General features: G+C 73.1%; 24 protein-coding genes. 19 read left to right on the top strand and 5 right to left on the bottom strand.

The window, feature by feature from the left end; all coding sequences use genetic code 11:
• Positions 1-8 precede the first annotated feature (8 nt).
• The 3 genes from hisS to AB0P03_RS00885 all read left to right on the top strand — a co-directional run bounded on the left by hisS (position 9) and on the right by AB0P03_RS00885 (position 3,651).
• The gene (gene hisS, locus AB0P03_RS00875; protein ID WP_063346798.1) at positions 9-1,271 is read left to right on the top strand and encodes a histidine--tRNA ligase; all 1,263 of its coding nucleotides are present in this window, start codon (positions 9-11) and stop codon (positions 1,269-1,271) included.
• A complete protein-coding gene (aspS, locus tag AB0P03_RS00880; RefSeq protein WP_363583088.1) occupies positions 1,268-3,049 on the top strand; it encodes an aspartate--tRNA ligase in 1,782 nt (593 codons plus the stop codon). The genes hisS and aspS overlap by 4 nt, the downstream gene beginning before the upstream one ends.
• A 92-nt stretch (positions 3,050-3,141) precedes the next feature.
• Positions 3,142-3,651: an N-acetyltransferase gene (locus AB0P03_RS00885; protein WP_363627473.1), complete on the top strand. Its 510-nt coding sequence runs from the start codon at positions 3,142-3,144 to the stop codon at positions 3,649-3,651.
• Positions 3,652-3,655: 4 nt separating this feature from the next.
• On the opposite strand, the gene AB0P03_RS00890 is transcribed toward AB0P03_RS00885, so the two are convergent.
• A complete protein-coding gene (locus tag AB0P03_RS00890) occupies positions 3,656-4,642 on the bottom strand; it encodes a LysR family transcriptional regulator (protein WP_363627474.1) in 987 nt (328 codons plus the stop codon).
• Positions 4,643-4,851: 209 nt separating this feature from the next.
• Here AB0P03_RS00890 and ppk2 point away from each other — a divergent pair, with 209 nt between their 5' ends.
• The 3 genes from ppk2 to rpsD all read left to right on the top strand — a co-directional run bounded on the left by ppk2 (position 4,852) and on the right by rpsD (position 8,030).
• Positions 4,852-5,691, top strand: a complete 840-nt coding sequence (ppk2, locus tag AB0P03_RS00895) for a polyphosphate kinase 2 (RefSeq protein ID WP_363583094.1) — start codon at positions 4,852-4,854, stop codon at positions 5,689-5,691.
• A 50-nt stretch (positions 5,692-5,741) separates the two neighbouring features.
• Positions 5,742-7,091, top strand: coding sequence for a replication-associated recombination protein A (locus AB0P03_RS00900; RefSeq protein WP_363583096.1), 1,350 nt, complete (start codon positions 5,742-5,744; stop codon positions 7,089-7,091).
• A 324-nt stretch (positions 7,092-7,415) separates the two neighbouring features.
• Positions 7,416-8,030: a 30S ribosomal protein S4 gene (gene rpsD, locus AB0P03_RS00905; RefSeq protein ID WP_063346792.1), complete on the top strand. Its 615-nt coding sequence runs from the start codon at positions 7,416-7,418 to the stop codon at positions 8,028-8,030.
• A 110-nt stretch (positions 8,031-8,140) separates the two neighbouring features.
• On the opposite strand, the gene AB0P03_RS00910 is transcribed toward rpsD, so the two are convergent.
• Positions 8,141-8,467: a tetratricopeptide repeat protein gene (locus AB0P03_RS00910; protein ID WP_063346791.1), complete on the bottom strand. Its 327-nt coding sequence runs from the start codon at positions 8,465-8,467 to the stop codon at positions 8,141-8,143.
• Between the two features lie 50 nt (positions 8,468-8,517).
• On the bottom strand, positions 8,518-10,755 hold the full coding sequence (locus AB0P03_RS00915; RefSeq protein WP_363627475.1) for a regulator: 2,238 nt from the start codon (positions 10,753-10,755) through the stop codon (positions 8,518-8,520).
• Positions 10,756-11,007: 252 nt separating this feature from the next.
• On the opposite strand from AB0P03_RS00915, the gene AB0P03_RS00920 reads away from it, so the two are divergent.
• The 5 genes from AB0P03_RS00920 (at position 11,008) to mltG (AB0P03_RS00940) (ending at position 16,448) form a co-directional block, all read left to right on the top strand.
• Complete coding sequence (locus tag AB0P03_RS00920) at positions 11,008-11,487, top strand: DUF948 domain-containing protein (protein WP_363583100.1); 480 nt, start codon at positions 11,008-11,010, stop codon at positions 11,485-11,487.
• Between the two features lie 4 nt (positions 11,488-11,491).
• Positions 11,492-11,935, top strand: a complete 444-nt coding sequence (locus AB0P03_RS00925) for a DUF6167 family protein (RefSeq protein WP_363583102.1) — start codon at positions 11,492-11,494, stop codon at positions 11,933-11,935.
• Positions 11,935-14,604 (top strand): alanine--tRNA ligase, encoded by a 2,670-nt coding sequence (gene alaS / locus AB0P03_RS00930; protein WP_363618264.1) that lies wholly within the window; start codon positions 11,935-11,937, stop codon positions 14,602-14,604. The genes AB0P03_RS00925 and alaS overlap by 1 nt, the downstream gene beginning before the upstream one ends.
• Before the next feature lie 17 nt (positions 14,605-14,621).
• Entirely contained in the window at positions 14,622-15,092 is a 471-nt protein-coding gene (gene ruvX, locus AB0P03_RS00935) for a Holliday junction resolvase RuvX (protein ID WP_244293307.1), read from the top strand.
• 93 nt (positions 15,093-15,185) lie between these two features.
• Positions 15,186-16,448 carry an endolytic transglycosylase MltG gene (gene mltG / locus AB0P03_RS00940; protein ID WP_363583106.1) on the top strand — a complete coding sequence of 421 codons (1,263 nt, stop codon included), beginning with the start codon at positions 15,186-15,188 and terminating at the stop codon, positions 16,446-16,448.
• Positions 16,449-16,608: 160 nt separating this feature from the next.
• On the opposite strand, the gene AB0P03_RS00945 is transcribed toward mltG (AB0P03_RS00940), so the two are convergent.
• The gene (locus AB0P03_RS00945) at positions 16,609-17,109 is read right to left on the bottom strand and encodes a hypothetical protein (RefSeq protein ID WP_363627476.1); all 501 of its coding nucleotides are present in this window, start codon (positions 17,107-17,109) and stop codon (positions 16,609-16,611) included.
• Here AB0P03_RS00945 and mltG (AB0P03_RS00950) point away from each other — a divergent pair.
• The 8 genes from mltG (AB0P03_RS00950) (at position 17,071) to AB0P03_RS00985 (ending at position 24,686) form a co-directional block, all read left to right on the top strand.
• Positions 17,071-18,546, top strand: a complete 1,476-nt coding sequence (gene mltG, locus AB0P03_RS00950) for an endolytic transglycosylase MltG (protein WP_363627477.1) — start codon at positions 17,071-17,073, stop codon at positions 18,544-18,546. The genes AB0P03_RS00945 and mltG (AB0P03_RS00950) overlap by 39 nt on opposite strands.
• A gap of 34 nt (positions 18,547-18,580) precedes the next feature.
• On the top strand, positions 18,581-19,411 hold the full coding sequence (locus AB0P03_RS00955; RefSeq protein WP_363583112.1) for a shikimate dehydrogenase: 831 nt from the start codon (positions 18,581-18,583) through the stop codon (positions 19,409-19,411).
• 209 nt (positions 19,412-19,620) lie between these two features.
• Positions 19,621-20,805, top strand: a complete 1,185-nt coding sequence (aroC, locus tag AB0P03_RS00960; protein WP_350877858.1) for a chorismate synthase — start codon at positions 19,621-19,623, stop codon at positions 20,803-20,805.
• The gene (locus AB0P03_RS00965; protein WP_063346780.1) at positions 20,802-21,323 is read left to right on the top strand and encodes a shikimate kinase; all 522 of its coding nucleotides are present in this window, start codon (positions 20,802-20,804) and stop codon (positions 21,321-21,323) included. The genes aroC and AB0P03_RS00965 overlap by 4 nt, the downstream gene beginning before the upstream one ends.
• Positions 21,316-22,425: a 3-dehydroquinate synthase gene (gene aroB / locus AB0P03_RS00970; protein WP_363583114.1), complete on the top strand. Its 1,110-nt coding sequence runs from the start codon at positions 21,316-21,318 to the stop codon at positions 22,423-22,425. The genes AB0P03_RS00965 and aroB overlap by 8 nt, the downstream gene beginning before the upstream one ends.
• Before the next feature lie 8 nt (positions 22,426-22,433).
• Positions 22,434-22,862, top strand: a complete 429-nt coding sequence (gene aroQ, locus AB0P03_RS00975) for a type II 3-dehydroquinate dehydratase (RefSeq protein ID WP_063350970.1) — start codon at positions 22,434-22,436, stop codon at positions 22,860-22,862.
• A gap of 79 nt (positions 22,863-22,941) precedes the next feature.
• On the top strand, positions 22,942-23,796 hold the full coding sequence (locus AB0P03_RS00980) for an AAA family ATPase (RefSeq protein ID WP_363627478.1): 855 nt from the start codon (positions 22,942-22,944) through the stop codon (positions 23,794-23,796).
• A gap of 80 nt (positions 23,797-23,876) precedes the next feature.
• Positions 23,877-24,686, top strand: coding sequence for a DNA-formamidopyrimidine glycosylase family protein (locus tag AB0P03_RS00985; protein WP_363583118.1), 810 nt, complete (start codon positions 23,877-23,879; stop codon positions 24,684-24,686).
• A 54-nt stretch (positions 24,687-24,740) separates the two neighbouring features.
• On the opposite strand, the gene AB0P03_RS00990 is transcribed toward AB0P03_RS00985, so the two are convergent.
• Positions 24,741-25,124 carry a metalloregulator ArsR/SmtB family transcription factor gene (locus AB0P03_RS00990; RefSeq protein WP_363583120.1) on the bottom strand — a complete coding sequence of 128 codons (384 nt, stop codon included), beginning with the start codon at positions 25,122-25,124 and terminating at the stop codon, positions 24,741-24,743.
• Positions 25,125-25,145: the final 21 nt, after the last annotated feature.

Here is a 25,145-nt window from a genome sequence, read left to right on the forward strand (position 1 = left end):
AAGAGAAGTTGAGCACCTTCACCGCCCCCAAGGGCACCTACGACCTGCTGCCCCCCAGCTCCGCGACCTTCCTGGCGATCCGCGAGCGCATCGCCGCGCCCGCCCGCCGGGCCGGCTACGGCTACGTCGAGACCCCGGTCTTCGAGGACGTGAAGCTCTTCTCCCGCGGCGTCGGCGAGTCCACCGACATCGTCAGCAAGGAGATGTACAACCTCACCACCCGCGGCGGCGACGAGCTCGCGCTGCGCCCGGAGGGCACCGCCTCGGTGCTGCGCGCCGCCCTCCAGGCCAACCTGCACAAGCAGGGCAACCTGCCGGTCAAGCTCTGGTACTCCGGCTCGTACTACCGCTACGAGCGCGCCCAGAAGGGCCGCTACCGCCAGTTCTCCCAGGTCGGCGCCGAGGCGATCGGGGCCGAGGACCCGGCCCTGGACGCCGAGCTGATCATCCTCGCCGACGACGCCTTCCGCTCGCTGGGCGTGCGCGACTACTCGCTGCTGCTCAACAGCCTCGGCGACAAGCAGTGCCGCCCGGTCTACCGCGCCGCCCTGGTCGAGTTCCTCGCCGGCCTGGACCTGGACGAGGACACCCGCCGCCGCGCCGACATCAACCCGCTGCGCGTCCTGGACGACAAGCGCGAGTCGGTGCAGGCCCAGCTGGTCGACGCGCCCAAGCTGCGCGACTACCTGTGCGAGGAGTGCAAGGCGTACGACGAGAAGGTCCGCGAGCTGCTCACCGCGAACGGCGTGGCCTTCGTCGACGACCCGAAGCTGGTCCGCGGCCTGGACTACTACACCCGCACCACCTTCGAGTTCGTGCACAACGGCCTCGGCGCCCAGTCCGCGATCGGCGGCGGCGGCCGCTACGACGGCCTGTCCGAGATGATCGGCGGCCCGGCGCTGCCGTCCGTCGGCTGGGCCCTCGGCGTGGACCGCACCTTCCTGGCGATGGAGGCCGAGGGCATCGTCCTCGACCTGCCCGCCGCGACCTCCGTGTACGCCGTCGCGCTCGGCGAGGAGGCCAAGAACGTCCTGTTCGCCAAGGTGGTCGAGCTGCGCCGGGCCGGCGTCGCCACCGACCTCGCCTTCGGCGTCAAGAGCATCAAGAACGCCATGAAGTCCGCCGACCGGTCCGGCGCCCGCTTCGCCCTCGTGGCCGGGGACCGGGACCTCGCCGACGGCGTCGTCCAGCTCAAGGACCTGACCACCGGCGAGCAGAACCCCGTCGCCCTCGACGCACTCGTCACCACCCTGAAGGAGAAGCAGCTGTGATCCGCACGCACGACGCGGGCACGCTCCGCCCGGAGCACGCAGGCACCACCGTCACCCTGGCCGGCTGGGTCGCCCGCCGCCGCGACCACGGCGGTGTCGCCTTCATCGATCTGCGCGACGCCTCCGGCACCGTGCAGATCGTGGTCCGCGACCTCGACTCGGTGCACGGCCTTCGCGCCGAGTACTGCGTCAAGGTCGTCGGCGACGTCCGGGTGCGCCCCGACGGCAACGAGAACCCGGACATCCCGACCGGCGCGGTCGAGGTCGTCGTCAGCGAGATCGAGGTCCTCTCCGAGGCCGCCCCGCTGCCCTTCCCGGTCGCCGAGTACGAGCCGGGCACGGTCAACGAGGAGGTCCGGCTGCGCTACCGCTACCTGGACCTGCGCCGCGAGGGCCCGGCCAAGGGCCTGCGGCTGCGCTCGAAGGTCAACAACATCATCCGCCGGGTGATGGAGGAGAACGACTACCTCGACATCGAGACGCCGTACCTCACCCGCTCCACCCCCGAGGGCGCCCGCGACTTCCTCGTCCCGGTCCGCCTGCAGCCCGGCCACTGGTACGCGCTGCCGCAGTCGCCCCAGCTGTTCAAGCAGCTGCTGATGGTGGCCGGCATGGAGCGCTACTACCAGATCGCCCGCTGCTTCCGCGACGAGGACTTCCGCGCCGACCGGCAGCCGGAGTTCACCCAGCTCGACATCGAGGCCTCGTTCGTCGACCAGGAGGACATCCTGGCCCTCGGCGAGAAGATCGTCGGCTCGATCTGGCGCGAGGTGCACGGCTACGAGCTCCCCAACCCGCTGCCCCGGATGACCTACGCGGACGCCATGGCCCGCTACGGCTCCGACAAGCCGGACGTCCGCTTCGGACAGGAACTCACCGACCTCACCGAGTACTTCAAGGGCACCGAGTTCCGCGTCTTCCAGGCCCCGTACGTCGGCGCCGTGGTGATGCCCGGCGGCGCCTCGCAGCCCCGCAAGGCGCTCGACGCCTGGCAGGACTGGGCCAAGGCGCGCGGCGCCCGCGGCCTGGCCTACGTCGTCATCGACGCCGAGACCGGCGAGCTGCGCGGCCCGGTCGCCAAGAACCTGTCCGAGGAGCACCTGGCCGGCCTGGCCGCCGCCGCGGGTGCCAGGAACGGCGACGCGATCTTCTTCGCGGCCGGCAAGCAGCGCCCCTCGCAGGAGCTGCTGGGCGCCGCCCGCCTGGAGATCGGCCGCCGCTGCGAGCTGATCGACGCGTCGCAGTGGGCCTTCCTCTGGGTCGTCGACTTCCCGATGTTCGAGCCGATCGAGGACGACAAGGGCGAGTTCCAGGGCTGGCACGCGGTGCACCACCCGTTCACCGCCCCGACCGCCGAGTCGCTCGCCACCTTCGACACCGACCCGGGCTCGGCCCTGTCCAACGCCTACGACCTGGTCCTCAACGGCTCGGAGCTGGGCGGCGGTTCGATCCGTATCCACCAGCGCGACGTGCAGAAGCGGGCGTTCGACGCGATCGGCCTCTCCGAGGAGGAGGCGGCCTCGCAGTTCGGCTTCCTGCTGGACGCCTTCAACTACGGCCCGCCGCCGCACGGTGGCGTCGCCTTCGGCCTCGACCGCATCGTCACCCTGCTCGGCGGGTACGACACCATCCGCGACGTCATCGCCTTCCCGAAGACGTCCACCGGCGGTGACCCGCTGACCGGCGCCCCGACCCCGATCACCCCGGCCCAGCGCCGGGAGGCCGGCGTGGACGCCAAGCCGAAGCTGCGCGAGGACGCCGCGAAGTCCGAGGCCTGACACCGGATCCGCTAACCTTCAACGGCCCCGGACGGTCCACCCACCGTCCGGGGCCGGTCCACAATGACGTGTGACACAAGGAGGGTTGACTCATGCAGGTGATCACAAGGGTCGAGTGTCCGGATGACGCCCCGGCGACCAGACGCGTCCACATGGCCGCGTTCCCCGGCCCCGACGAGGCGGACCTGGTCGACGCGCTGCGCCGCGATCCGGCCTGGCTGCCCGAGCTGTCGCTGGTCGCGGTCGACGAGACCGGGCTGGTGATCGGGCACGCGCTGCTGACCCGGCTGCGGGTCGGCGAGGACGGCGCGGGCCTCGCGCTCGCGCCGGTCGCCGTCGCGCCCGAGTGGCAGCGCAAGGGCGTCGGCGAACTCGTCGTCCGGGCCGCGCTGTCGGCGGCCGAGGAGGCGGGGGAGAAGCTCGTGGTCGTCCTCGGCGACCCGGAGTACTACGGGCGGTTCGGCTTCAGCGCGGCCGGTCGGCACGAGGTCAGCGGGCCGTTCGAGGTGCCGGACGCCTACTTCCAGGCGCTGCCGCTGCCCGGGTACGACGGCGCTCCGCGCGGGCTCTGCCGCTACCCCGAGGCCTTCGTGGCGGTGTAGACCGTCAGGTCGGCTCCACCGACCGCGTTCCCACCCGGGGCTCCGTCCCACCCGACGTTCCCACCCGGGGCTCCGTCCCACCCGACGATCCCAGCCGGCCGAAGGGGACCGTGACCCGGCAGCTGCGCACGAACGCGGCCATCGCCGGCGTGAGTTCGCGGTCCTTCGGCCAGTACAGCCCGACCAGGCTCGGGCTGAGCCCCCGCACCGGCCGGTACGCGACGTCATCCCGTACGGCCAGCCGGCTCATCGTCTCCGGTGCGAAGCCGACGCCCTGACCGCACACCACCGCGGCCAGCCACTCGTCGGTGTTGTGCGCCACCGCGCCGATCCGCACCGGACGCCCGCCCCGCTCCCGGCCCGCCAGCCAGTACTCGCGCCAGTGCCCGGCCTCGTGCGGTATCGCCACGAACGGCTCGTCCAGCAGGTCCTCGACGGACAGCTCGGCCCGGTCCGCCAGCCGGTGCCCGGTCGGCAGCGCCACGACCCGCGCCTCCTCGCCGAGCACGGCGACGTTGTAGTGCTCGACCAGCCACGCCGGGCCGTGCCAGAGCGTCAGGTCGATCTCGCCGGTGGCCAGGCCCGAGGTCGGGTCGAACCAGTTGTTCTGCCGCAGCTCCACCTGCCAGCCGGGCATCCGCCGGGCGAAGTCGGCGACGGTGCTGCGGGTCATCAGGTTGATGATGCCGCCCTCGAACCCCACGCGCAGCACCGAGCCCTGCTCGGCGGCGGCCGCCCGGGTGGCACGCAGCGCGTCCTCCCAGCCGGCCAGCATCGCCCCGGCGTAGTCCGCCAGCGCCCGCCCGGCCGGGGTGGGCGCCATGCCGCGCCGCGAGCGCTCGAACAGCGCGACCCCGAGCAGCGATTCCAGCTGGCGGATCTGCTTGGTGAGCGTCGGCTGGGAGACGAACAGCCGGGCCGCGGCGGCGGTCAGCTGACCCTCCTCGCAGACCGCGGCGAAGCTGCGCAGCAGGCGGGTGTCGACATCCATGCCCCAAGGTTATGGAACCGGATATTGGACCCGTCCGGCAGGTGTGGGTCAAGGTTGGTCGTTCGGCGTTCACGCCGACCGGACGGGGGAGCGCGGCAGCGGCGGTTCAGGGGGCCGCCGCTGCCGCCCACCCGTCCGCCGACCTGCGGGGGCGGTCTCCAGCGCCTACGGTGAGTGCTCATCAGCAGCAGCCGGACGGAGGACCCCAGGTGGCCGAGGAGCAGCGGACCGCGAAGCCGGAACGACTCGCGAGGAAGCCGTACGAGCGGGAACTGCTGCGGCTCCAGCAGGAACTGGTGAAGCTCCAGGAGTGGGTGCGGGTCGAGGGCGCCCGGCTGGTGGTGGTCTTCGAGGGGCGCGACGCCGCCGGCAAGGGCGGCGCGATCAAGCGGGTGACGGAGTACCTGAACCCGCGCATCGCCCGGGTCGTGGCGCTGCCGACCCCGACCGAGCGGCAGAAGACCCAGTGGTACTTCCAGCGGTACGTCGAGCAGCTGCCGGCCGCGGGAGAGATCGTGCTGTTCGACCGCAGCTGGTACAACCGGGCCGGCGTCGAGCGGGTCATGGGCTTCTGCACGGACGAGCAGTACTGGCAGTTCCTGCACCAGTGCCCGACCTTCGAGCGGATGCTGATCGAGGAGGGCGTCCTGCTGCGCAAGTACTGGTTCTCGGTGAGCGACACCGAGCAGGAACGGCGCTTCCGGGACCGGCTGGAGGATCCGATGAAGCGTTGGAAGCTCTCCCCGATGGACGTCGAGTCGATCACCCGTTGGGAGGACTACTCGCGGGCCAAGGACGAGATGTTCGTCTACACCGACACCCCGGACTCGCCCTGGCACGTGGTGGAGAGCGACGACAAGCGGCGGGCCCGGATCAACATGATCGCCCACCTGCTCTCCACCGTGCCGTACCGCGAGATCACCGCCCCGCAGATCGACCTGCCGCCCCGCCCGGCCCCGCGCGGCTACCAGCGGCCCCCGCGCGACCTGCAGAAGTACGTCCCGGACCACGCGGCCCGCCTCGATCGGCGGGCGGCCCGGGCGCGATGAGGCCGGCTCGCTCCGGCGGGTGTGTCGGCGGCCTCGCATAGGCTTTCGGTGTGGACGAACCGGACCTCTTCACCGCCGCCGCCGAGGAACGCCAGAGCAGGGAGCCCGGCCGGGCGCCGCTGGCCGTACGGATGCGTCCGCGCACCCTGGACGAGGTGGCCGGGCAGCGGCAGCTGCTGAAGCCCGGGTCGCCGCTGCGGCGGCTGGTCTCGGGCTCGCGCGGGCCGGCGGCGACCAGCTCGGTGATCCTCTGGGGCCCGCCCGGCACCGGCAAGACCACCCTCGCGCACGTGATCAGCCAGGCCGTGGAGGGCCGCTTCGTCGAGCTGTCCGCGATCACCGCCGGGGTCAAGGAGGTCCGGGCGGTGATCGACGGCGCCCGGCGGGCGGTCGGCATGTCCGGCCGGGAGACGGTGCTGTTCCTGGACGAGATCCACCGCTTCTCCAAGGCCCAGCAGGACTCGCTGCTGCCGGCCGTGGAGAACCGCTGGGTCACCCTGATCGCGGCGACCACGGAGAACCCGTACTTCTCGGTGATCTCCCCGCTGCTGTCCCGCTCGCTGCTGCTCACCCTGGAGTCGCTGACCGACGAGGACGTCCGCGCCCTGCTGCGCCGCGCGGTGGCCGACGAACGCGGCCTGGGGGGCGCGTTGGACCTGACGGCGGAGGCCGAGGACCACCTGGTGCGCCTCGCCGGCGGTGACGCCCGGCGGGCGCTCACCACGCTGGAGGCCGCGGCCGGGGCGGCGCTGGAGAAGGGCGAGGCGAGCATCACGCTGGCCACCACGGAGACGGCCGTCAACCAGGCGGCGGTGCGCTACGACAAGGACGGCGACCAGCACTACGACGTGGCGAGCGCGCTGATCAAGTCGATCCGGGGCAGCGACGTGGACGCCACCCTGCACTACCTGGCCCGGATGATCGAGGCGGGGGAGGACCCGCGGTTCATCGCCCGCCGGCTGATGATCTCGGCCAGCGAGGACGTCGGCCTGGCCGACCCGACGGCGCTCCAGACCGCGGTCGCGGCGGCCCAGGCGGTGGCCCTGATCGGCTTCCCGGAGGCGCGGATCATCCTCTCCCAGGCGGCGATCGCGCTGGCCCTGGCGCCCAAGTCCAACGCGGCCTACCTGGCGATCGACGCGGCGCTGGCGGACGTCCGGCAGGGGCTCGCGGGCGCGGTGCCGCCGCACCTGCGGGACGCGCACTACGGCGGCGCGGGCAAGCTCGGCCACGGCCGGGGCTACCAGTACCCGCACGACCTGCCGGAGGGCATCGCGGCCCAGCAGTACGCGCCGGACGCGGTGCACGGCAAGGACTACTACCAGCCGACCCGGCGCGGCGGCGAGGCCCGCTACGCGGACGTCGTGGAGTGGACGCGGGGCCGGCTCAGGGGTGAGTGAGAAGGGGCGGTCGAGCACCCGGTACAATCGGTCGGAGTGCCACGTCCCGGGACGGCGGCGGGGGAGACCCCACCGACCGGCCACACCAGCGGGGCATCGGCCGTAGGCCTCCTCCGGGAGGCCCGCACCAGGAGCGTCGCGCACCGTTTCGGTGTCGCGGACGGCCCGGATTTCCGGGCTGTTCCGTGTGACCAGCACTTTTGTGCCCGGCTCCGGAGAGCGGCTGACCGCATCGCCTCGGCGATGGGTTGTCTCCGGGTCGCGAGATGCGACCTCCGTCAACACCTGGTGAAGCCGTATTCGTAAGCAAGGAAGGTTTGGTTCATGGCGAACCAGAAGCGTCCCAAGGTCAAGATCGCGCGTGCGCTCGGCGTGCCGCTGACCCCGAAGTCCGTCAAGTACTTCGAGGCCCGCCCGTACCCGCCCGGCCAGCACGGCCGTGGTCGCAAGCAGAACTCGGACTACAAGGTCCGTCTGCTCGAGAAGCAGCGTCTGCGCGCCCAGTACGACCTGAGCGAGAAGCAGATGGCGCGCGCGTTCGACCGCGCGAAGAAGGCCGAGGGCAAGACCGGTGAGGCGCTCGTCGCCGAGCTGGAGACCCGTCTGGACTCGCTGGTGCTGCGTTCGGGCATTGCCCGCACCATCTACCAGGCCCGCCAGATGGTCGTCCACGGCCACATCGAGGTCAACGGTGGCAAGGTCAACAAGCCGTCGTACCAGATGAAGCCGGGCTTCGTGGTGACCGTCCGCGAGCGCAGCAAGGAGAAGGTCCCGTTCCAGGTCGCCCGTGAGGGTGGCTACGCGGGCGAGGGCCAGACCCCGAAGTACCTCGAGGTCAACCTGAAGGCCCTGGCCTTCCGCCTGGACCGTGCGCCGCAGCGCAAGGAGGTCCCGGTGATCTGTGACGAGCAGCTGGTGGTCGAGTACTACTCGCGCTGACCCGCGGCGGTTCCGCATCTGCGGTACCTCAGCGAGCCCCCGTCGCCTTTCGAGGCGGCGGGGGCTCGCCCCTTTCCCGGTGGCAGCTCCTGGTGCCGGTCGGACAGGACCTAGCGGTTCTCGCCGGTCATCGCCGCGGCCAGCCGCAGGTGGGGGCGGGCCTCCTCGGCGCGGCCCTGGCGCTCCAGGGTGCGGCCGAGCATCAGCCGGGCGTAGTCCTCGGCCGGGTCGGTGTCCAGGATCCGGAGCAACTCGGCCTCGGCGCGCCCGAGTTGGGCGGAGTGGTAGTAGCTGCGGGCCAGCAGCAGCCGGACCGAGAGGTTGGCCGGCTCCTCGGCCAGCACGCCCTCCAGCATGCGGGCGGCGTCGGCGTAGGCCTTGGACTCGAAGTGGAACGTCGCGAGGCGGTACTCGTCGGCGGCGGTGGTCACGGCCACGGGGTGCTCCTTCCGGGTGGTTCCTTGCCTCCTCAAGCAATCGGCAAGTTTCAGCTATTCCTGGCCGGTGCGGGCGTCGGTGCAGACGGCACCGAGCAGGGCCCGGACCCGGGCTCCGGGCCGCCCGCCGACCCGCTGCCGCCCAGCGCCCGGGAGACCGCCGCGTCCAGGTCGAGCCGGGCCCCGGCCTGGTAGCACCGCTCGTACTCCTGCGCGGTCAGCCCCGCCCGGGCCCGCTCCGCGCACTCCTGGTGCGGGCCGAAGAAGGACCGCGAGCCCAGGAAGGGCAGGCCGACCGCGCCCCAGATCCGGTGCGCGGCGCCCTGCAGCACCCGGGCCCCGCCCAGGTCGCCCGGCGCGCCCGGGCCGCCCGGCTCGGTCTCCAGCAGCGCCAGCAGGTCGATCGCCAGCGCGATTCCCAGCAGGTCGTGGAACAGGTGGTTCAGCCGCAGGCCCTCCCGGGCCAGGGCGCGGGCCGCCCGGACTGCGCCGTCCATCCAGTGCGCGTACGCCATCGCGTACAGCACGTACGCGTACGCCCACTGCTCGCCGTGCTCCTCGCACAGCTCGCGGGCCTGGCCGAACCAGAGCTCCCCGCTCTCCGGATCCCCCTGGAAGAGGTACGCGAGGCCCAGCTCGACCATGGCCAGCACGACGTTGCTGTTGAGCTCGCCGATCGTCCGGTAGTGCCAGAGCGCCTCCTCGAACAGCTCGGCGGCGCGGTCCGGCTCGTCGCCGATCAGGGCCGCGCTGCCCTGCCGGTGGACGGCGTAGGCCAGCGCCCGGTCGTCGCCGGTGTCCAGGGCCTGGCGGCGGCACTCCTCCAGTGCCGGGCGGGCCGTCTCCAGGTCGCCTTGCAGGGTGGCCAGATGGCCGGTCACCCAGAGGGCCTTGGCGCGGGCCTCGGTCGGCTCGCGGTCCAGGGCGAGCGCGCGGTCCAGCCAGTGCCGCCCCTCGCCGAGGTGGCCGCAGCCGACCCAGTAGAACCACAGCGTGCCCGCCAGCAGCAGGGCGATCTGCTCCTCGCCGGGCTCGGCGAGGCAGAACTCCAGCGCCGCGCGGAGGTTGGGGTGGGCGAGTTCGGTGCGCTCGGCGGTCTCGGCCTGCCGGGGCCCGAACCACTCGACCTCGCCCCAGGTGGCCACGCCCAGGTACCAGTCGCGGTGGCGGCGCAGCAGCCGCTGCTCCTGGCCGGCGGCCCGCAGCCACTGGCCGCCGTAGTCGCGCAGGGTGTCCAGCAGCCGGAAGCGGACGCCGAAGGCGCTGTCCTCGCCCAGCACCACGGACTTGCCGACCAGTTCGTCGAGCAGGTCGAGCACGTCCTCGGCCTCCAGGCCGTCACCGGCGCAGACGTACTCGGCGGCCTCCAGGTCGAAACTGCCGGCGAAGACCGACAGGCGGGCCCAGAGTAAACGTTCCTGCACGGTGCAGAGCTCATGGCTCCAACCGATCGTGGTGCGCAGCGCCCGGTGCCGCGGCAGGGCCGTCCGGGAGCCGCCGGTGAGCAGCCGGAACCGGTCGTCCAGCCGGGCGGTGATCTGCTCCACCGACAGCGCGCGCAGCCGCCCGGCCGCCAGCTCCACCGCCAGCGGGAGGCCGTCCAGACGGCGGCAGAGCAGGCTCACCGCCTCGGCGTCGGCCTCGGTCAGCGCGAAGGAGGGCAGCACCGCCCGGGCCCGCTCGGCGAACAGCCGCACCGCGTCCGGCAGTCCGCCCGGATCGCTCGGACCGCCCGGATCGCTCGGCCGCGGGTCGACCGGCAGCGGGGCCAGGGTGAGCAGGTGCTCGCCCGAGGCCCGCAGCGCGGCGCGGCTGGTGGTCAGCACCCGGAGGCCGGGCAGCGCCCGCAGCAGCGCGTCCGCCAGTTCGGCGCAGGCCTGCACCAGGTGTTCGCAGCCGTCCAGCACCAGCAGCGTGCACCGGCCGGACAGCCGCTCGGTGAGCAGGTCGAGCGGCGGGCGGGCGGTGCCGTCGGTCAGCCGCAGCGCCTCCAGCACCGCGCGGCCGAGCAGCAGCGGGTCCTGCACCGGGGCCAGCTCGACCAGCCAGGTGCCGTCCGGGAAGGCGCCGGCCGCCCGGGCGGCGGCGCGCAGGGCCAGTCGGCTCTTGCCCACCCCGCCCGGCCCGGTCACCGTCACCAGCCGGGCGCCGGCCAGCAGGCCCGCCAGCTCGGCCAGCTCCCGCTGCCGCCCGACGAAGCCCGTCACCTCGGCCGGCAGCCGACCGGGCTCCGGCTCGCGCGGCCGCGCCGCGGGTTCCCCGGACTGTGCTCTCCAGTCGCCGGCCAAGCGCTGCTCCCCGTGTTCCTGGCCCGGACCGTCGGGGCCCGGACGTTCGTCGGGCCGTACGGGCGACGGCCCGCCTGGCAGAACGAGGTGACCGGCCGGTAGGTTACGCGCGCGGTTCGCACATCCGACCGGTTCGGCCGGGGGCCGACGCGACGGCGGACCCCGGGGCCCGGCGACAACCCGGTCCGGAAACCGGGCGTGGGCGCGATAGGGTTCCGTTTGGAGAACAGCAAGGCGAGGGAGCGCGCAAAGGTGTCCGTGGGAGAGCTGGCCGGGTTGCTCGTCGCCGTGTTCTGGGCGGTCCTGGTCACCCTGCTCGCCGTGGTGCTGGTCCGCCTCTCGCGAGTGCTGAAGGAGGCCACTGTCCTCGTCTCCGCCGTCACCGAGCAGGCCGTCCCGCTGCTGAGCGACGCGGGCGCCGCCGTGCGCAGTGCCAACCAGCAGCTGGAGCGGGTGGACGAGATCACCGCCAACGTGCAGGACGCCGCCGCCAACGCCAACGCGCTCTCCTCCACCGTCGCCGCCACCCTGGGCGGGCCGCTGGTGAAGGTCGCGGCCTTCAGTTACGGCGTCCGCAAGGCCGTCGCCAAGCAGCAGGGCGGCCAGCCGTCCGTGCCGTCGCAGAGCGGCGAGCGCGAGGAGCTGGCCCGGCTGATCCGGGCCGAGGTGCGCGCCGCGACCGCGCCCAGGAACGGCCTGTTCTCCCGGGTCCGGCGCGCGGTGAGGGGCTGACGGCATGGTGCGACGCGTCTTCTGGATGGCGGTCGGCGCCGGTGCGACCGTGTGGGCCATGAACAAGGCCAACGAGGCCGTGCACCGGCTCACCCCGGACAGCCTCTCCGGCACCGCCACGCGCGGTGCGCTGCACCTGGGCGACCTGGCCAAGCAGTTCGCCCAGGACGTGCGGGCCGGCATGGCCGAGCGCGAGGAGCAGCTGAAGGACGACCTCGGACTGCACGGCACCGCCGTCGTCGAGCCCGGGAGCACCCGCCGGGTCCTGCGCGGCGAGCCGCAGTACCGAGCTATCTCGGCGGCGCCCGGCAGCCCGGCCGCCGCCCTGCCCCCGTCCGGCCCCCGCCCCGTATCCCGTGGGGCCCGCACCACCACCCGAGCCATTGAAGAAACGCCCCGCCGCGCCCTGCCGCAGCGGGGCGGCACCCCGAACCGGAAGGACCAATAATGGAGTCGGCTGAGATCCGCCGCCGCTGGCTGCGCTTCTTCGAGGAGCGCGGCCACACCGTCGTTCCGTCGGCGTCCCTGGTCGCCGACGACCCCACCCTGCTGCTGGTCAACGCCGGCATGGTGCCGTTCAAGCCCTACTTCCTGGGCGAGGTCAAGCCGCAGTTCTCGCGCGCCACCAGCGTCCAGAAGTGCGTGCGCACCCTGGACATCGAGGAGGTCGGGAAGACCACCCGGCACGGCTCCTTCTTCCAGATGTGCGGCAACTTCTCCTTCGGCGACTACTTCAAGGAAGGCGCCATCAAGTTCGCGTGGGAGCTGCTCACCAGCTCCGTCGCGGACGGTGGCTACGGCCTGGAGAAGGAGAAGCTCTGGATCACCGTCTACCAGGACGACGACGAGGCCGAGCTGATCTGGCGTGACGTCATCGGCGTCCCGTCCGAGCGCATCCAGCGCCTCGGCATGAAGGACAACTTCTGGTCGATGGGCGTCCCCGGCCCCTGCGGCCCGTGCTCGGAGATCAACTACGACCGCGGCCCCGCGTACGGCGAGGAGGGCGGCCCGGCCGTCAACGGCGAGCGCTACCTGGAGATCTGGAACCTGGTCTTCATGCAGTACGAGCGCGGCCACGGCGACGGCAAGGACGGCTTCGAGATCCTCGGCGACCTGCCGAGCAAGAACATCGACACCGGCCTCGGCCTGGAGCGCCTCGCCGCCATCCTCCAGGGCGTCGACAACCTCTTCGAGATCGACACCAGTCGGATGATCCTCGACCGCGCCGCCGAGCTCACCGGCCACACCTACGGCGCCGACCACAAGTCGGACGTCTCGCTGCGCGTGGTCACCGACCACATCCGCACCGCGCTGATGCTGATCGGCGACGGCGTCACCCCCGGCAACGAGGGCCGCGGCTACGTGCTGCGCCGCATCCTGCGCCGCGCCATCCGCAACATGCGCCTGCTGGGCGCCACCGGCGTGGTGGCCAAGGACCTCACCGACATCGCCATCAAGGCGATGGCTCCGCAGTACCCGGAGCTGGAGAGCGACCGCAAGCGCATCGAGACGGTCGTCGTCGGCGAGGAGGCGGCCTTCCTGCAGACCCTCAAGGCCGGCACCAGCCTGCTGGACGCCGCGGTCACCGAGACCAAGCAGGCCGGCGGCGCGGTCCTCTCCGGGGACCAGGCCTTCAAGCTGCACGACACCTACGGCTTCCCGATCGACCTCACCCTGGAGATGGCCGAGGAGCAGGGCCTCCAGGTGGACGAGGCCGGCTTCCGCCGTCTGATGCAGGAGCAGCGCAACCGCGCCAAGGCGGACGCCAAGGCCAAGAAGATGGGCCACGCCGACGTCGCCGCGTACCGCGAGGTCGCCGACAAGTCCGGCGCGAGCGTCTTCACCGGCTACAACCTCACCGAGGGCGAGGCCAGCGTCGTCGGCCTGCTGGTGGACGGCGTTCCGGCGCCGGCCGCCTCCGAGGGCGACGAGGTCGAGATCATCCTCGACCGCACCCCGTTCTACGCCGAGGGCGGCGGCCAGCTCGCCGACCACGGCCGGATCCGGCTGGAGTCCGGCGCGGTGGTGGAGATCCGCGACGTGCAGCAGCCCGTCCCGGGTGTCATCGTGCACTCCGGCGGGGTGCTGTTCGGCGAGGTCGTGCTCGGCGCCTCGGCGTACGCCACGATCGACACCGAGCGCCGCCGGGCGATCGCCCGCGCCCACTCGGCCACCCACCTGACCCACCAGGCGCTGCGTGACGCGCTCGGCCCGACGGCCGCCCAGGCCGGTTCCGAGAACGCCCCCGGCCGCTTCCGCTTCGACTTCGGCTCGCCCGCCGCCGTCCCGGGCACCGTGCTGGTCGACGTCGAGCAGAAGATCAACGACGTGCTGGGTCGCGAACTCGACGTCACCGCCGAGGTCATGACGATGGATCAGGCCCGCAAGGCCGGCGCCATCGCGATGTTCGGCGAGAAGTACGGCGACGAGGTCCGGGTCGTCACCATCGGTGACTTCTCCAAGGAGCTGTGCGGTGGCACGCACGTCGGCAACACCGCCCAGCTGGGCCTGGTCAAGCTGCTCGGCGAGTCCTCGATCGGCTCCGGCGTGCGTCGCGTCGAGGCGCTGGTCGGCGTCGACGCGTACAAGTTCCTGGCCCGCGAGCACACCGTGGTCTCCCAGCTGACCGAGCTGGTCAAGGGGCGCCCGGAGGAGCTGCCGGAGAAGATCTCGGGCATGCTCGCCAAGCTCAAGGACGCCGAGAAGGAGATCGAGCGCTTCCGCGCCGAGAAGGTGCTGGCCGCCGCGGCGGGTCTGGCCGACTCGGCCGAGGACGTGCACGGCATCTCGGTGGTCGCCGCGCAGGTCGCCGACGGCGTGGGCGCGGACGAGCTGCGCAAGCTGGTGCTGGACGTGCGAGGCCGCCTCGGCTCGCGCCCGGCCGTGGTCGCCGCCTTCACCGTGGCGAACGACCGCCCGCTGACCGTGATCGCCACCAACGAGGACGCCCGCGCCCGCGGCATCAAGGCCGGCGAGCTGGTCCGGGTCGCCGCCAAGACCCTCGGCGGCGGCGGTGGCGGCAAGGACGACGTCGCCCAGGGCGGCGGCTCCAACCCGGCCGCGGTCGGCGAGGCCGTCGCCGCGGTGCGCGGCCTGGTCGCGGAGCGCGCCAGCTGATGGTCGAGGAGCCTCAGGTGGAGCGGCCCTTCCGACGGGGGCGGCGGATCGCCGTCGACGTCGGTGACGCCCGGATCGGGGTCGCGTCCTGCGACCCCGACGGGGTGCTCGCCACGCCCGTGGAGACCGTTCCGGCCGGGGTGAAGTCGCAGGCCAGGATCGCCGCCATCGTCGAGGAGTACGACGCGGTGGAGGTGATCGTCGGGCTGCCCCGCTCGCTGAGCGGCAAGGAGGGCCCGGCGGCGGAGAAGGTCCGCGCCTACGCGACGCGGCTGGCCAACCGGCTGTACCCGGTGCCGGTCCGGCTGGTCGACGAGCGGATGTCGACCGTCACCGCCACCCACGGGCTGCGCGCCTCGGGCGTCAAGGCGAAGAAGGGCCGCTCGGTGGTCGACCAGGCCGCCGCGGTGGTGATCCTGCAGACCGCCCTTGAGTCCGAACGGGTGAGCGGGAACCCGCCTGGTGAGAGCGTCGAGGCGGTCGGCTGACCGGCCTGATCTAACGTCCCGTCGAGGGGTCCGTGCGGACGCGTCCGCACGGACCCCTTCGAACGTTTCGGCACTGCCGAGGGGACGCGAGCCATGACCGACCAGGACTTCCATCCGGGGCTCACGCCCGGGCACCTGGGTGCGCCGGTGCTGGAGCCGGAGGGCCGGCCGCCGGGCGCGCCCCGCATGCGCCCCGATGCACCCGATCCGCACCGACGGCGTAACGGACTGGCCTGCGCGCTCACCGCGCTCGCCCTGGTCGCGGTGTTCGGCGGGGCGGGCCTCGCCGGGTACACCTGGTTCCAGGGACAGCGCACACCCCCGGCCGCCGCCGACTACGCGGGGCAGGGCACCGGCAGCGTCCAGGTCTCGGTGCCGGAGGGCGCGGGCCTGTCCCAGATCGCGTCCGCCCTGGTCCGCAACGGGGTGGTGGCCAGCTCGCTCGCCTTCACCCGGGCGGCCAAGGGCAGCGCCGCGGCTGCCGGGCGGATCCAGCCCGGCACCTACACCCTGAAGCAGCGGATGTCGGCCGCGGCCGCGCTGACCGTGCTGATCGACCCGGCCAACGCCAACGGCCTGACCATCCCCGAGGGCTGGCGCGGCTACCAGATCTACGTGGCCATCGACCACAAGCTGCGCCTGCCGGAGGGCACCACCCAGCGCACCGCCCAGGAGCAGGGCGCCGAACTGGGTCTGCCGGACTTCGCCAAGGGCAGCCCCGAGGGCTACCTCTTCCCCGCGACGTACAGCGTCACCGACGGGACCACCGCGATCGACCTGCTGAAACAGATGGTGGAGCGGGCCGGCAAGGAGTTCAGCCGGGACGACGCGAACGTCGTCGCGCAGAACCTCGGGCAGAGCCTGTACGGGCTGGTCACCGTGGCCAGCATGGTCCAGGGCGAGGCCGACAACAACGAGGACATGGGCAAGGTGGCGCGGGTCATCTACAACCGGCTCGCCAAGGGCATGCCGCTGCAGCTCGACTCCACGATCAACTACGCGCTCGGCCGGTCGACCCTGAACACCACCGTCACCGACACCCGGCTGGACTCCCCGTACAACACCTACCTGCACCCCGGGCTGCCGCCCACGCCGATCTCCAACCCGGGGCGGCAGGCGATCATGGCGGCGCTGGACCCGGCGCAGGGGGACTGGCTCTACTTCGTCACCGTGAAACCGGGGGACACCCGCTTCACCGACAGCTTCGACGTGCAGCAGCGCAACGTCGCCGAGTTCAACGCCAACCGGGCGTCGGCGAAGCCGAGTGCCTCGGCCCTGCCGTCGGCTTCGGCCGGCGCGTCCGCCCCCGCCTCCGGGCCGCCGGCGCCGGCGCCCGAGCCGAGCGCGGGCGGGTGAGGTCGGACACTGACGGCACGTCCGCCCTGCCGGGGGCACGTGTGCGGTACGGTAACGTCTCCTCCCAGGCGCTGCGCTAGCACGCCGGTTCGAGAATCAGCCGGGACCGCGTCCCGGACGGCCGGTCCGATCCTCCGGCCGTCTTCGTCGGTTAAGGGGATCAATGACCGATCTGGGTCGGGGCTACGGCCCCCAGGGCTCTGAGCCGTGGCACCCCGGTGACCCCGGGTACGGCGGCCAGCAGCCGGTCCCCGGCCAGCAGGACGGCCAGTGGCAGCAGTATCCCCAGCAGGGCGAGCCGGTCCAGCAGTATCCCCAGCAGCAGGGCGAGCCGGTCCAGCAGCCGTACGGAGACATGCAGCAGCAGGGGTATCCGCAGCAGCAGATGCAGCAGATGCCGCAGCAGGGGTATCAGCAGCAGGGGTTCCCGGGCGGACAGCAGCAGTACCCGCAGCAGCAGGTGCCCCAGCAGCAGATGCAGCAGCAGGGCTACCCGCAGCAGGGGTACCCGCAGCAACAGCAGCAGATGCAGCAGATGCCGCAGCAGGGGTACCCGCAGGGGTATCAGCAGCAGGGGTTCCCGGACGGTCAGCAGCAGCCGGGTATGGCGCAGCAGCAGGGCATGGCGCAGCAGCAGGGGATGGCCCCGCAGCAGCCCCAACAGCTTCAGCAGCCCGGTGCGCAGCAGCAGCCGGGCATCCCGCAGCAGGGCGCGCAGCCCGGGCGGCGGCGTCGCGCGGCGCCGGAGCCCGAGCCGGTCGCGCCCGTCAGCGGCCCCGGCCCGGACGGCATCGACTGGGAGGCCGAGGCCGCCGCGCTGGAGGCCGGCGCCGACCCGGTCGGCGGGCACGCGCCCGAGACCGACGAGTGGGACGGCCACCCGGACGGCTTCCAGGAGGACGGCCACCACGAGGACGCCGAGCACCGCGACGAGGACGGCCACGCCGAGCAGGATGGCTTCCTCGGCGAGGAGGACTCCTCCCGCGACGCGCAGAAGAAGCGCAAGGAGAAGGGCAAGAAGTCCGGCCGCCGCAACGGCGGGGCCTGCTTGCTGGTCGCGCTGGTGCTGGTCGGCGCCCTGGGCGGGGCCGGCTGGTGGGGCTACGGCTTCTACCAGGACCACTTCGGCCCGCCGCCGGACTTCACGGGCGAGGGCGGCAGCCCCGTCCAGGTCGAGGTCAAGTCGGGTGCGGTCGGCGGTCAGATCGGCCTGGCGCTGAAGAACGCCGGCGTGGTCAAGAGCGTCGACGCCTTCGGCAAGGTCTGTTCCGCCGAGCCGAAGTGCACGACCATCCAGCCGGGCTTCTACTCGCTGAAGAAGGAGCTGCCGGCCGCCACCGCGCTGAGCGAGCTGCTCAACGGGGCCGGCGGTGCGGCGCTGGTCATCCCCGAGGGTAAGACCGCCGCGGACATCTACACCCTGATCGACGGGAAGCTGAAGCTGCCGCAGGGCACCACGGCGGGTGTCGCCAAGGCCCAGGTCGGCAGCCTCGGCCTGCCGGCGTACGCGAACGGCAACGTCGAGGGCTTCCTCTGGCCGACCCGGTACAACATCGCCGACGGCATGAAGCCCGAGGACCTGCTCAAGCAGATGGTGAAGAACGCCACCGACAAGTACGCGACGCTGGACGCCGACGCGTCCAAGGCGGGCCTCAAGAACGCGTACGAGGTGGTCATCGAGGCGAGCATCCTGCAGCGCGAGGGCAACAACGTCGAGGACTTCGGCAAGATGGCCAGGACCATCCAGAACCGGCTGGCGAGCGATGCCGTGCGCCACACGCTCGGCATGGACACCACGCTGCAGTACTCGCTGGGCCGCAAGGACCTGGACAAGAAGGACATCAACGACGGGTCCAACAAGTACAACACCTACATCAACCCGGGTCTGCCGCCGACGCCGATCTCCAACCCCGGCGACGACGCGCTCAAGGCGGTGCTCAACCCGGCGGACGGCAAGTGGCTGTACTTCATCGCGATGTCCCCGATCAAGACCCTCTTCGCCGAGACGGACAAGGAGCACGCGGCCAACGTCGAGGCGTACTGCCGGGCGGCGGGCCAGGGCTTCGACAAGGTCGGTCTCCACTGCACCACCAAGTAGCCGCCACCGCACCGCCGTTCACGGAGGAGCAGCGTTGACCAGCAAGCACCGGGCCGCCGTCCTCGGCTCGCCGATCGCCCACTCGCTCTCGCCGGACCTGCACCGGGCCGCCTTCGCGGCGCTCGGGCTGGACGGCTGGCGCTACGACCGCTTCGAGGTCGACGAGGCCGGCCTGCCCGGCTTCCTCGCCGGGCTGGACGAGGCCGAGTGGGCCGGGTTGTCGCTGACCATGCCGCTGAAGCGGGCGATCATCCCGCTGCTGGACGAGGTCAGCGCGACGGCCCGCGCGGTGGACGCGGTGAACACCGTGGTGTTCACCGCCGACGGGCGGCGCACCGGGGACAACACCGACGTCCCCGGGCTGGTGAACGCGCTGCGCGAGCGGGGCATCACCGAGGTGCCGGCCGCGGCCGTGCTGGGTGCCGGGGCCACCGCCTCCTCGGCGCTGGCGGCGCTGGCCCAGGTCTGCACCGGCGAGGTGACCGTCTACGTGCGCAGCGCGGAGCGGGCCCGGGAGATGGCCGAGCTGGGCGAGCGGCTGGGCGTCGCCGTGCGCACCGCCGACTGGGAGCGCGGCGCGGAGGCGCTGGCGCGGCCGCTGACCGTCTCGACCACGCCGGTCGGTGCGACCGACGCCTTCGCCGGGGCACTGCCCGCCGCGCCGGGGGCGCTGTTCGACGTGCTGTACCACCCGTGGCCGACGGCGCTGGCCGAGGCCTGCGCCGCGCGCGGGGCGACCGTCCTGGGCGGGCTGGACCTGCTGGTGCACCAGGCGGTGCTGCAGAGCGAGGCCTTCACCGGGCGGGCGCCGGGGCCGCTGGCGGCGATGCGCGAGGCGGGCGAGAAGGCCCTCGCCGGGCGCTGAGGCCGGGCCGGTGGCCGGATCGCGCCGACCACCGCCCGGCCGGGTGGCCGGAATCGTGCCGACCACCGTCCCGCCGACTGGCCGGTTGCCGTCCGTCACGCGGACTGGGCCTCCGGGTGCCGCCGGGACGTGAAAGGATTCAGGGGAAAAGGCACGCCCGGGCGGGCCCCGGCAGGTGCCGAGGCCGGTCCGCTGATGAAGGAGCTCCGTTGGGTACGTTGCGCTGGCTGACGGCGGGGGAGTCGCACGGCCCCGCACTCGTCGCGACGCTGGAAGGCCTGCCCGCCGGTGTACCGGTCACCACCGCGGTGGTGGCCGACGCGCTGGCGCGCCGCCGGCTCGGTTACGGTCGCGGCGCACGGATGAAGTTCGAGCAGGACGAGGTGACGTTCCTCGGCGGCGTCCGGCACGGCGAGACCATGGGCAGCCCGGTGGCGGTCATGGTCGGTAACACCGAGTGGCCGAAGTGGGAGCAGGTCATGTCGGCCGACCCGGTCGACCCCGAGGTGCTGGCCGGTCTGGCCCGCAACGAGGCGCTCACCCGCCCCCGCCCCGGCCACGCCGACCTGGCCGGCATGCAGAAGTACTCGATCGACGAGGCCCGTCCGATCCTGGAGCGCGCCAGCGCCCGTGAGACGGCCGCCCGGGTCGCGCTCGGTGCCGTCGCCCGCGCGTACCTGAAGGAGACCTGCGGGATCGAGATCGTCAGCCACGTGGTCGAGCTGGCCGCCGCCAAGGCCCCGGCCGGTGTGCTGCCGCTGCCCTCGGACGAGGCGCGGCTGGACGCCGACCCGGTCCGCTGCCTGGACGCCGACGCCTCGAAGGCGATGGTCGCCGAGATCGACCAGGCCCACAAGGACGGCGACACCCTCGGCGGCGTGGTCGAGGTGCTCGCGTACGGCGTGCCGGTGGGTCTGGGCTCGCACGTGCACTGGGACCGCCGGCTGGACGCCCGGCTGGCCGCCGCGCTGATGGGCATCCAGGCGATCAAGGGCGTCGAGGTCGGCGACGGCTTCGAGCTGGCCCGGGTGCCCGGCTCGCAGGCGCACGACGAGATCGTCCCGACCCCCGAGGGCGTCAAGCGCACATCCGGCCGCTCCGGCGGCACCGAGGGCGGCCTGACCACGGGCGAGGTGCTGCGGGTGCGTGCCGCCATGAAGCCGATCGCCACCGTGCCGCGGGCGTTGCAGACCCTGGACGTGCGCACCGGCGAGCCGGCCAAGGCGCACCACCAGCGCTCGGACGTCTGCGCCGTGCCGGCCGCCGGGATCGTCGCCGAGGCGATGGTCGCGCTGGTGCTGGCCGACGCGGTGAACGAGAAGTTCGGCGGTGACCACGTCTCCGAGACCCGCCGCAACGTGCAGGGCTACCTCGACAACCTGATCATCCGATGACCGTTCCGGTCGTTGTGCTGGTCGGCCCGCCCGGCAGTGGCAAGTCCACCGTCGGGCGGGCCCTGGCCGAGCGCCTGGGCGTCGGCTTCCGGGACACCGACGCCGACATCGAGGCGCTGGCCGGCAAGCCCATCCCGGAGATCTTCATCGACGAGGGCGAGCCGCACTTCCGCGAGCTGGAGGTCCGGGCCGTGCGCACGGGCGCCACGGAGCACGACGGCGTGCTGGCACTCGGCGGCGGCGCGGTGATGGCCGAGGCCACCCGCGCCCTGCTGCGCGAGCTGCCGGTCGTCTTCCTGGAGGTCCCGCTGGCGGACGCGGTCAAGCGGGTCGGCCTGGACGCCCCGCGCCCGCTGCTGGCCATCAACCCGCGGGCCCGCTGGCGCGAGCTGATGGAGGCCCGCCGGCCCCTCTACCTGGAGGTGGCCACCGCCGTCGTCGACACCGCCGGCCGCACCCCCGAGCAGGTCGCGGACGCCGTACTGGAAGCACTGGAGCTGAAGACCCCCCATGACTGACCCCATCGTCAGGATTCACGTCGGCGGCAGCGCCGGCCACGACCCGTACGACGTGCTGATCGGGCACCAGCTGCTCGGCGAGCTGTCGGCGCTGATCAGTCCCCCCAGTCTGGGGACAAGAGGCGCCAAGCGGGTCGCGATCATCCACCCCGAGGCGCTGGCCGCCACCGCCGACGCCATCCGCGAGGACCTGCTCGGCGAGGGCTACGAGGCGATCGCGCTCCAGGTGCCCAACGCCGAGGACGCCAAGAGCGCCGAGGTCGCCGCGTACTGCTGGTCGGTGCTCGGGCAGACCGGCTTCACCCGCAGCGACGTCGTCGTCGGCCTCGGCGGCGGCGCCACCACCGACCTGGCCGGCTTCGTCGCCGCGACCTGGCTGCGCGGCGTCCGCTGGATCTCCATGCCCACCACGTTGCTCGGCATGGTCGACGCGGCCGTCGGCGGCAAGACCGGCATCAACATCGCCGAGGGCAAGAACATGGTCGGCGCCTTCCACCCGCCGGTGGGCGTGCTGGCCGACCTCGACACCCTGGCGACCGTGCCCAAGCACGACTACGTCTCCGGCCTCGCCGAGGTCATCAAGTGCGGCTTCATCGCCGACCCGGCCATCCTCGACCTGATCGAGGCCGACCCGGAGGGCGCCAAGACCCCGGACGGCACGCACACCGTCGAGCTGATCCGCCGCGCCATCCAGGTCAAGGCCGACGTGGTCTCCGGGGACCTCAAGGAGTCCGGCCGGCGCGAGATCCTCAACTACGGCCACACCCTCGGCCACGCCATCGAGCGCAACGAGCGCTACAAGTGGCGGCACGGCGCCGCGATCTCCATCGGCATGGTCTTCGCCGCCGAACTCGGCCGCCTGGCGGGCCGGTTGGACGACGAGACGGCCGACCGGCACCGCACCGTGCTGGCCTCCGTCGGCCTGCCGCTGCGCTACCAGGCGGACGCCTGGCCGAAGCTGCTGGACGCCATGAAGATCGACAAGAAGTCGCGCGGCGACCTGATCCGCTTCATCGTCCTGGACGGCCTCGGCAAGACCTCCGTCCTGGAGGGCCCCGACCCGTCCCTGCTGGTCGCCGCCTACGCGGAGGTCTCGGCGTGACCAGGGTCATGGTGCTCAACGGCCCCAACCTCGGGCGGCTCGGCAGCCGCGAGCCGGACGTCTACGGCGCCACCTCCTACGCCGGGCTGGTCGAGCGCTGCACCGCGCTCGGCAAGGAGTTCGGCTTCGAGGTCGAGGTGCACGAGACCAACTCCGAGCAGCAGATGGTGGAGTGGCTGCACGAGGCGGCCGACGGCAAGGTGCCCGTGGTGATCAACCCGGGCGCGTTCACGCACTACTCGTACGCGATGCGGGACGCCGCCTCGCAGCGCACCGCGCCGCTGATCGAGGTGCACATCTCCAACCCGTACGCCCGGGAGACCTTCCGGCACACCTCGGTGATCGCCGCGGTGGCCTCCGGCACCATCGCGGGGTTCGGGCTCGGCTCGTACGAGCTGGCCCTGCGCGCCCTGGCCGAGCAACTCACCACGCGCTGACGCCTGGTCAGCGGCCCGGCGGCGGACTGTGCCCGCCGCCGGGCCGCCGTGTAGTCTCCCCGCTGAGAGGTGTCGGGAGGTGACCGTGACGCAGTACGCCGGGGGTGGGCAGGTCCCGCCGCGTCCCGTCGCTCCGCCGGGGCCGCAGCCGTCGGGGGCCGCCGCGCCGCCGCCGGTGCCGCCCGCTCCGGCTCCTGTTCCCGCCGCCGCGCCGCCGGTTCCGGCCGCTCCGGTGCCGCCCGCTCCTGTTGCCGCGCCCGCCCCGGCCGCACCCGCGCCCGGCGCGCCGGTCCCCGTCGGGTCCACCGGGCACTTCGTGCTGCCCTCCGGCACGCCCGTGCAACTCCCCGCCCACCCGCCGCAGCGGCACGCGCCCACCAGTCCGATTGCCGTCCTGCTGATCGGCCCGGCCGGGGCCGGCAAGACCACCGTCGCCCGGTACTGGGCCGAGCGCCGGCCCAGCCCGACCGCGCACATCAGCCTGGACGACGTCCGCGAGTGGGTGCAGTCCGGCTTCGCCAACCCGCAGTCCGGCTGGAACAACGCCTCCGAGGCGCAGTACCGGCTGGCCCGCCGCACCTGCGGCTTCGCCTGCCGCAACTACCTCGCCAACGGCATCTCCTGCATCATCGACGACGCCGTCTTCCCGGACCGCCCGGCCATCGGCCTCGGCGGCTGGAAGCGGCACATCGGCCCCGGCATGATCCCGGTCGTGCTGCTGCCCAGCCTGGACTCCGTGCTGCACCGCAACGCCCGGCGCGGCGGCACCCGGCGGCTCGGTGACGAGGAGGTGGCGCGGATCCACGGCCGGATGGCCGGCTGGTACAACTCCGGGCTGCCGATCATCGACAACTCGTACCTGGACGTGGCCGGCACCGCCGCCGAGCTGGACCGCGTCATCCTGGCCCGGCTGATGGGCATGCCGGTGCGCTGACCTGCGACGATCCGGCGGTGTCGGTGCCGGCTGCGATGATGTGCGGGTCCTGTCGAACCACCCCGGGGGAGCTGACGCCCGTGCCGGAAGGCCACATCATCCACCGCCTCGCCGCCGAGAACCGGAAGGCCTTCGGCGGCCGCCCGGTCGAGGTGTCCAGCCCGCAGGGCCGGTTCGCCGACGAGGCCAAGGCCATCGACGGGCAGCTGCTCACCGCGGCCGAAGCCGTCGGCAAGCACCTGTTCCTCGGCTTCGAGGAGGGCGCCTGGGTGCACGTCCACCTCGGCCTCTACGGCGGCTTCGCCTTCGGTACCGGGCCCGCGCCCGAGCCGGTCGGCCTGGTCCGGCTGCGGCTGGCCAACGACGACGGCTACGCGGACCTGCGCGGCCCCAACACCTGCGCGCTGGTCACCGGCGCGGAGAAGGACGCCGTCGCCGCCCGGCTGGGCCCCGACCCGCTGCGCGCCGACGCCGACCCGCAGGCCGCCTGGCGCCGGATATCGGCCAGCCGGACGACCGTCGCCGCGCTGCTGATGGACCAGAAGGTGCTGGCCGGGGTGGGCAACGTCTACCGGGCCGAGGTGCTGTTCCGCCACGGGATCAACCCGCACCGCGCCGGCCGCGACCTCACCCGGGGCGAGTGGGACGCGATCTGGGCCGACCTGGTCGCCCTGATGCACGAGGGCGTCGGCGCGGGCCGGATCGACACCGTCCGTCCCGAGCACACCCCCGAGGCGATGGGCCGCCCGCCGCGCGTCGACGACCACGGCGGCGAGGTGTACGTCTACCGGCGGGCCGCGATGCCCTGCCTGGTCTGTGGCACCGAGGTCCGGACGGAGCAGCACGCCGCGCGCAACCTCTTCTGGTGCCCCGCCTGCCAGGCGGCCTGACCGCGTTCGAGGGTTGCTCCGGCCGGGCCCCGGCGCGTCCTCCGGAGGAGCCGGTCAGACGACGGCCGCGCTGGGCTCGTGGTGTTCGGCGGCGGCGCACGCGTCGAGGAGGGGGCGCAGGGCCTCGTCCACGAGCCGGTAGCGCACGATCCGCCCGTCCTTGTCCCCGGTGACCACGCCCGCGGTGCGGAGCAGCCGCAGGGCCTGGGACACGGCGGGGTCGCGCATGCCGGTGGCGACGGCGAGGTCGGAGACGGCGAGCGGGCCGGCCCGGTGGAGGGCGAGCAGGAGGGCGAGCCGCCCGGGGTCGGCGAGCAGGGAGAACCGCTCGGCCCAGGTGCGGACGTGCGCGGGGTCGCCGATCGCGGCGATGGCCTCGCAGACCCGGTGTCCGTCGATGGTGCGGTGGCCCGCGCGGTCGGCCGGTACGAGATGCATGCGCACATTGTTGCAGGAGGG

It is taken from the genome of Kitasatospora sp. NPDC088779 (assembly GCF_040685395.1).
GTDB lineage: Bacteria > Actinomycetota > Actinomycetes > Streptomycetales > Streptomycetaceae > Kitasatospora.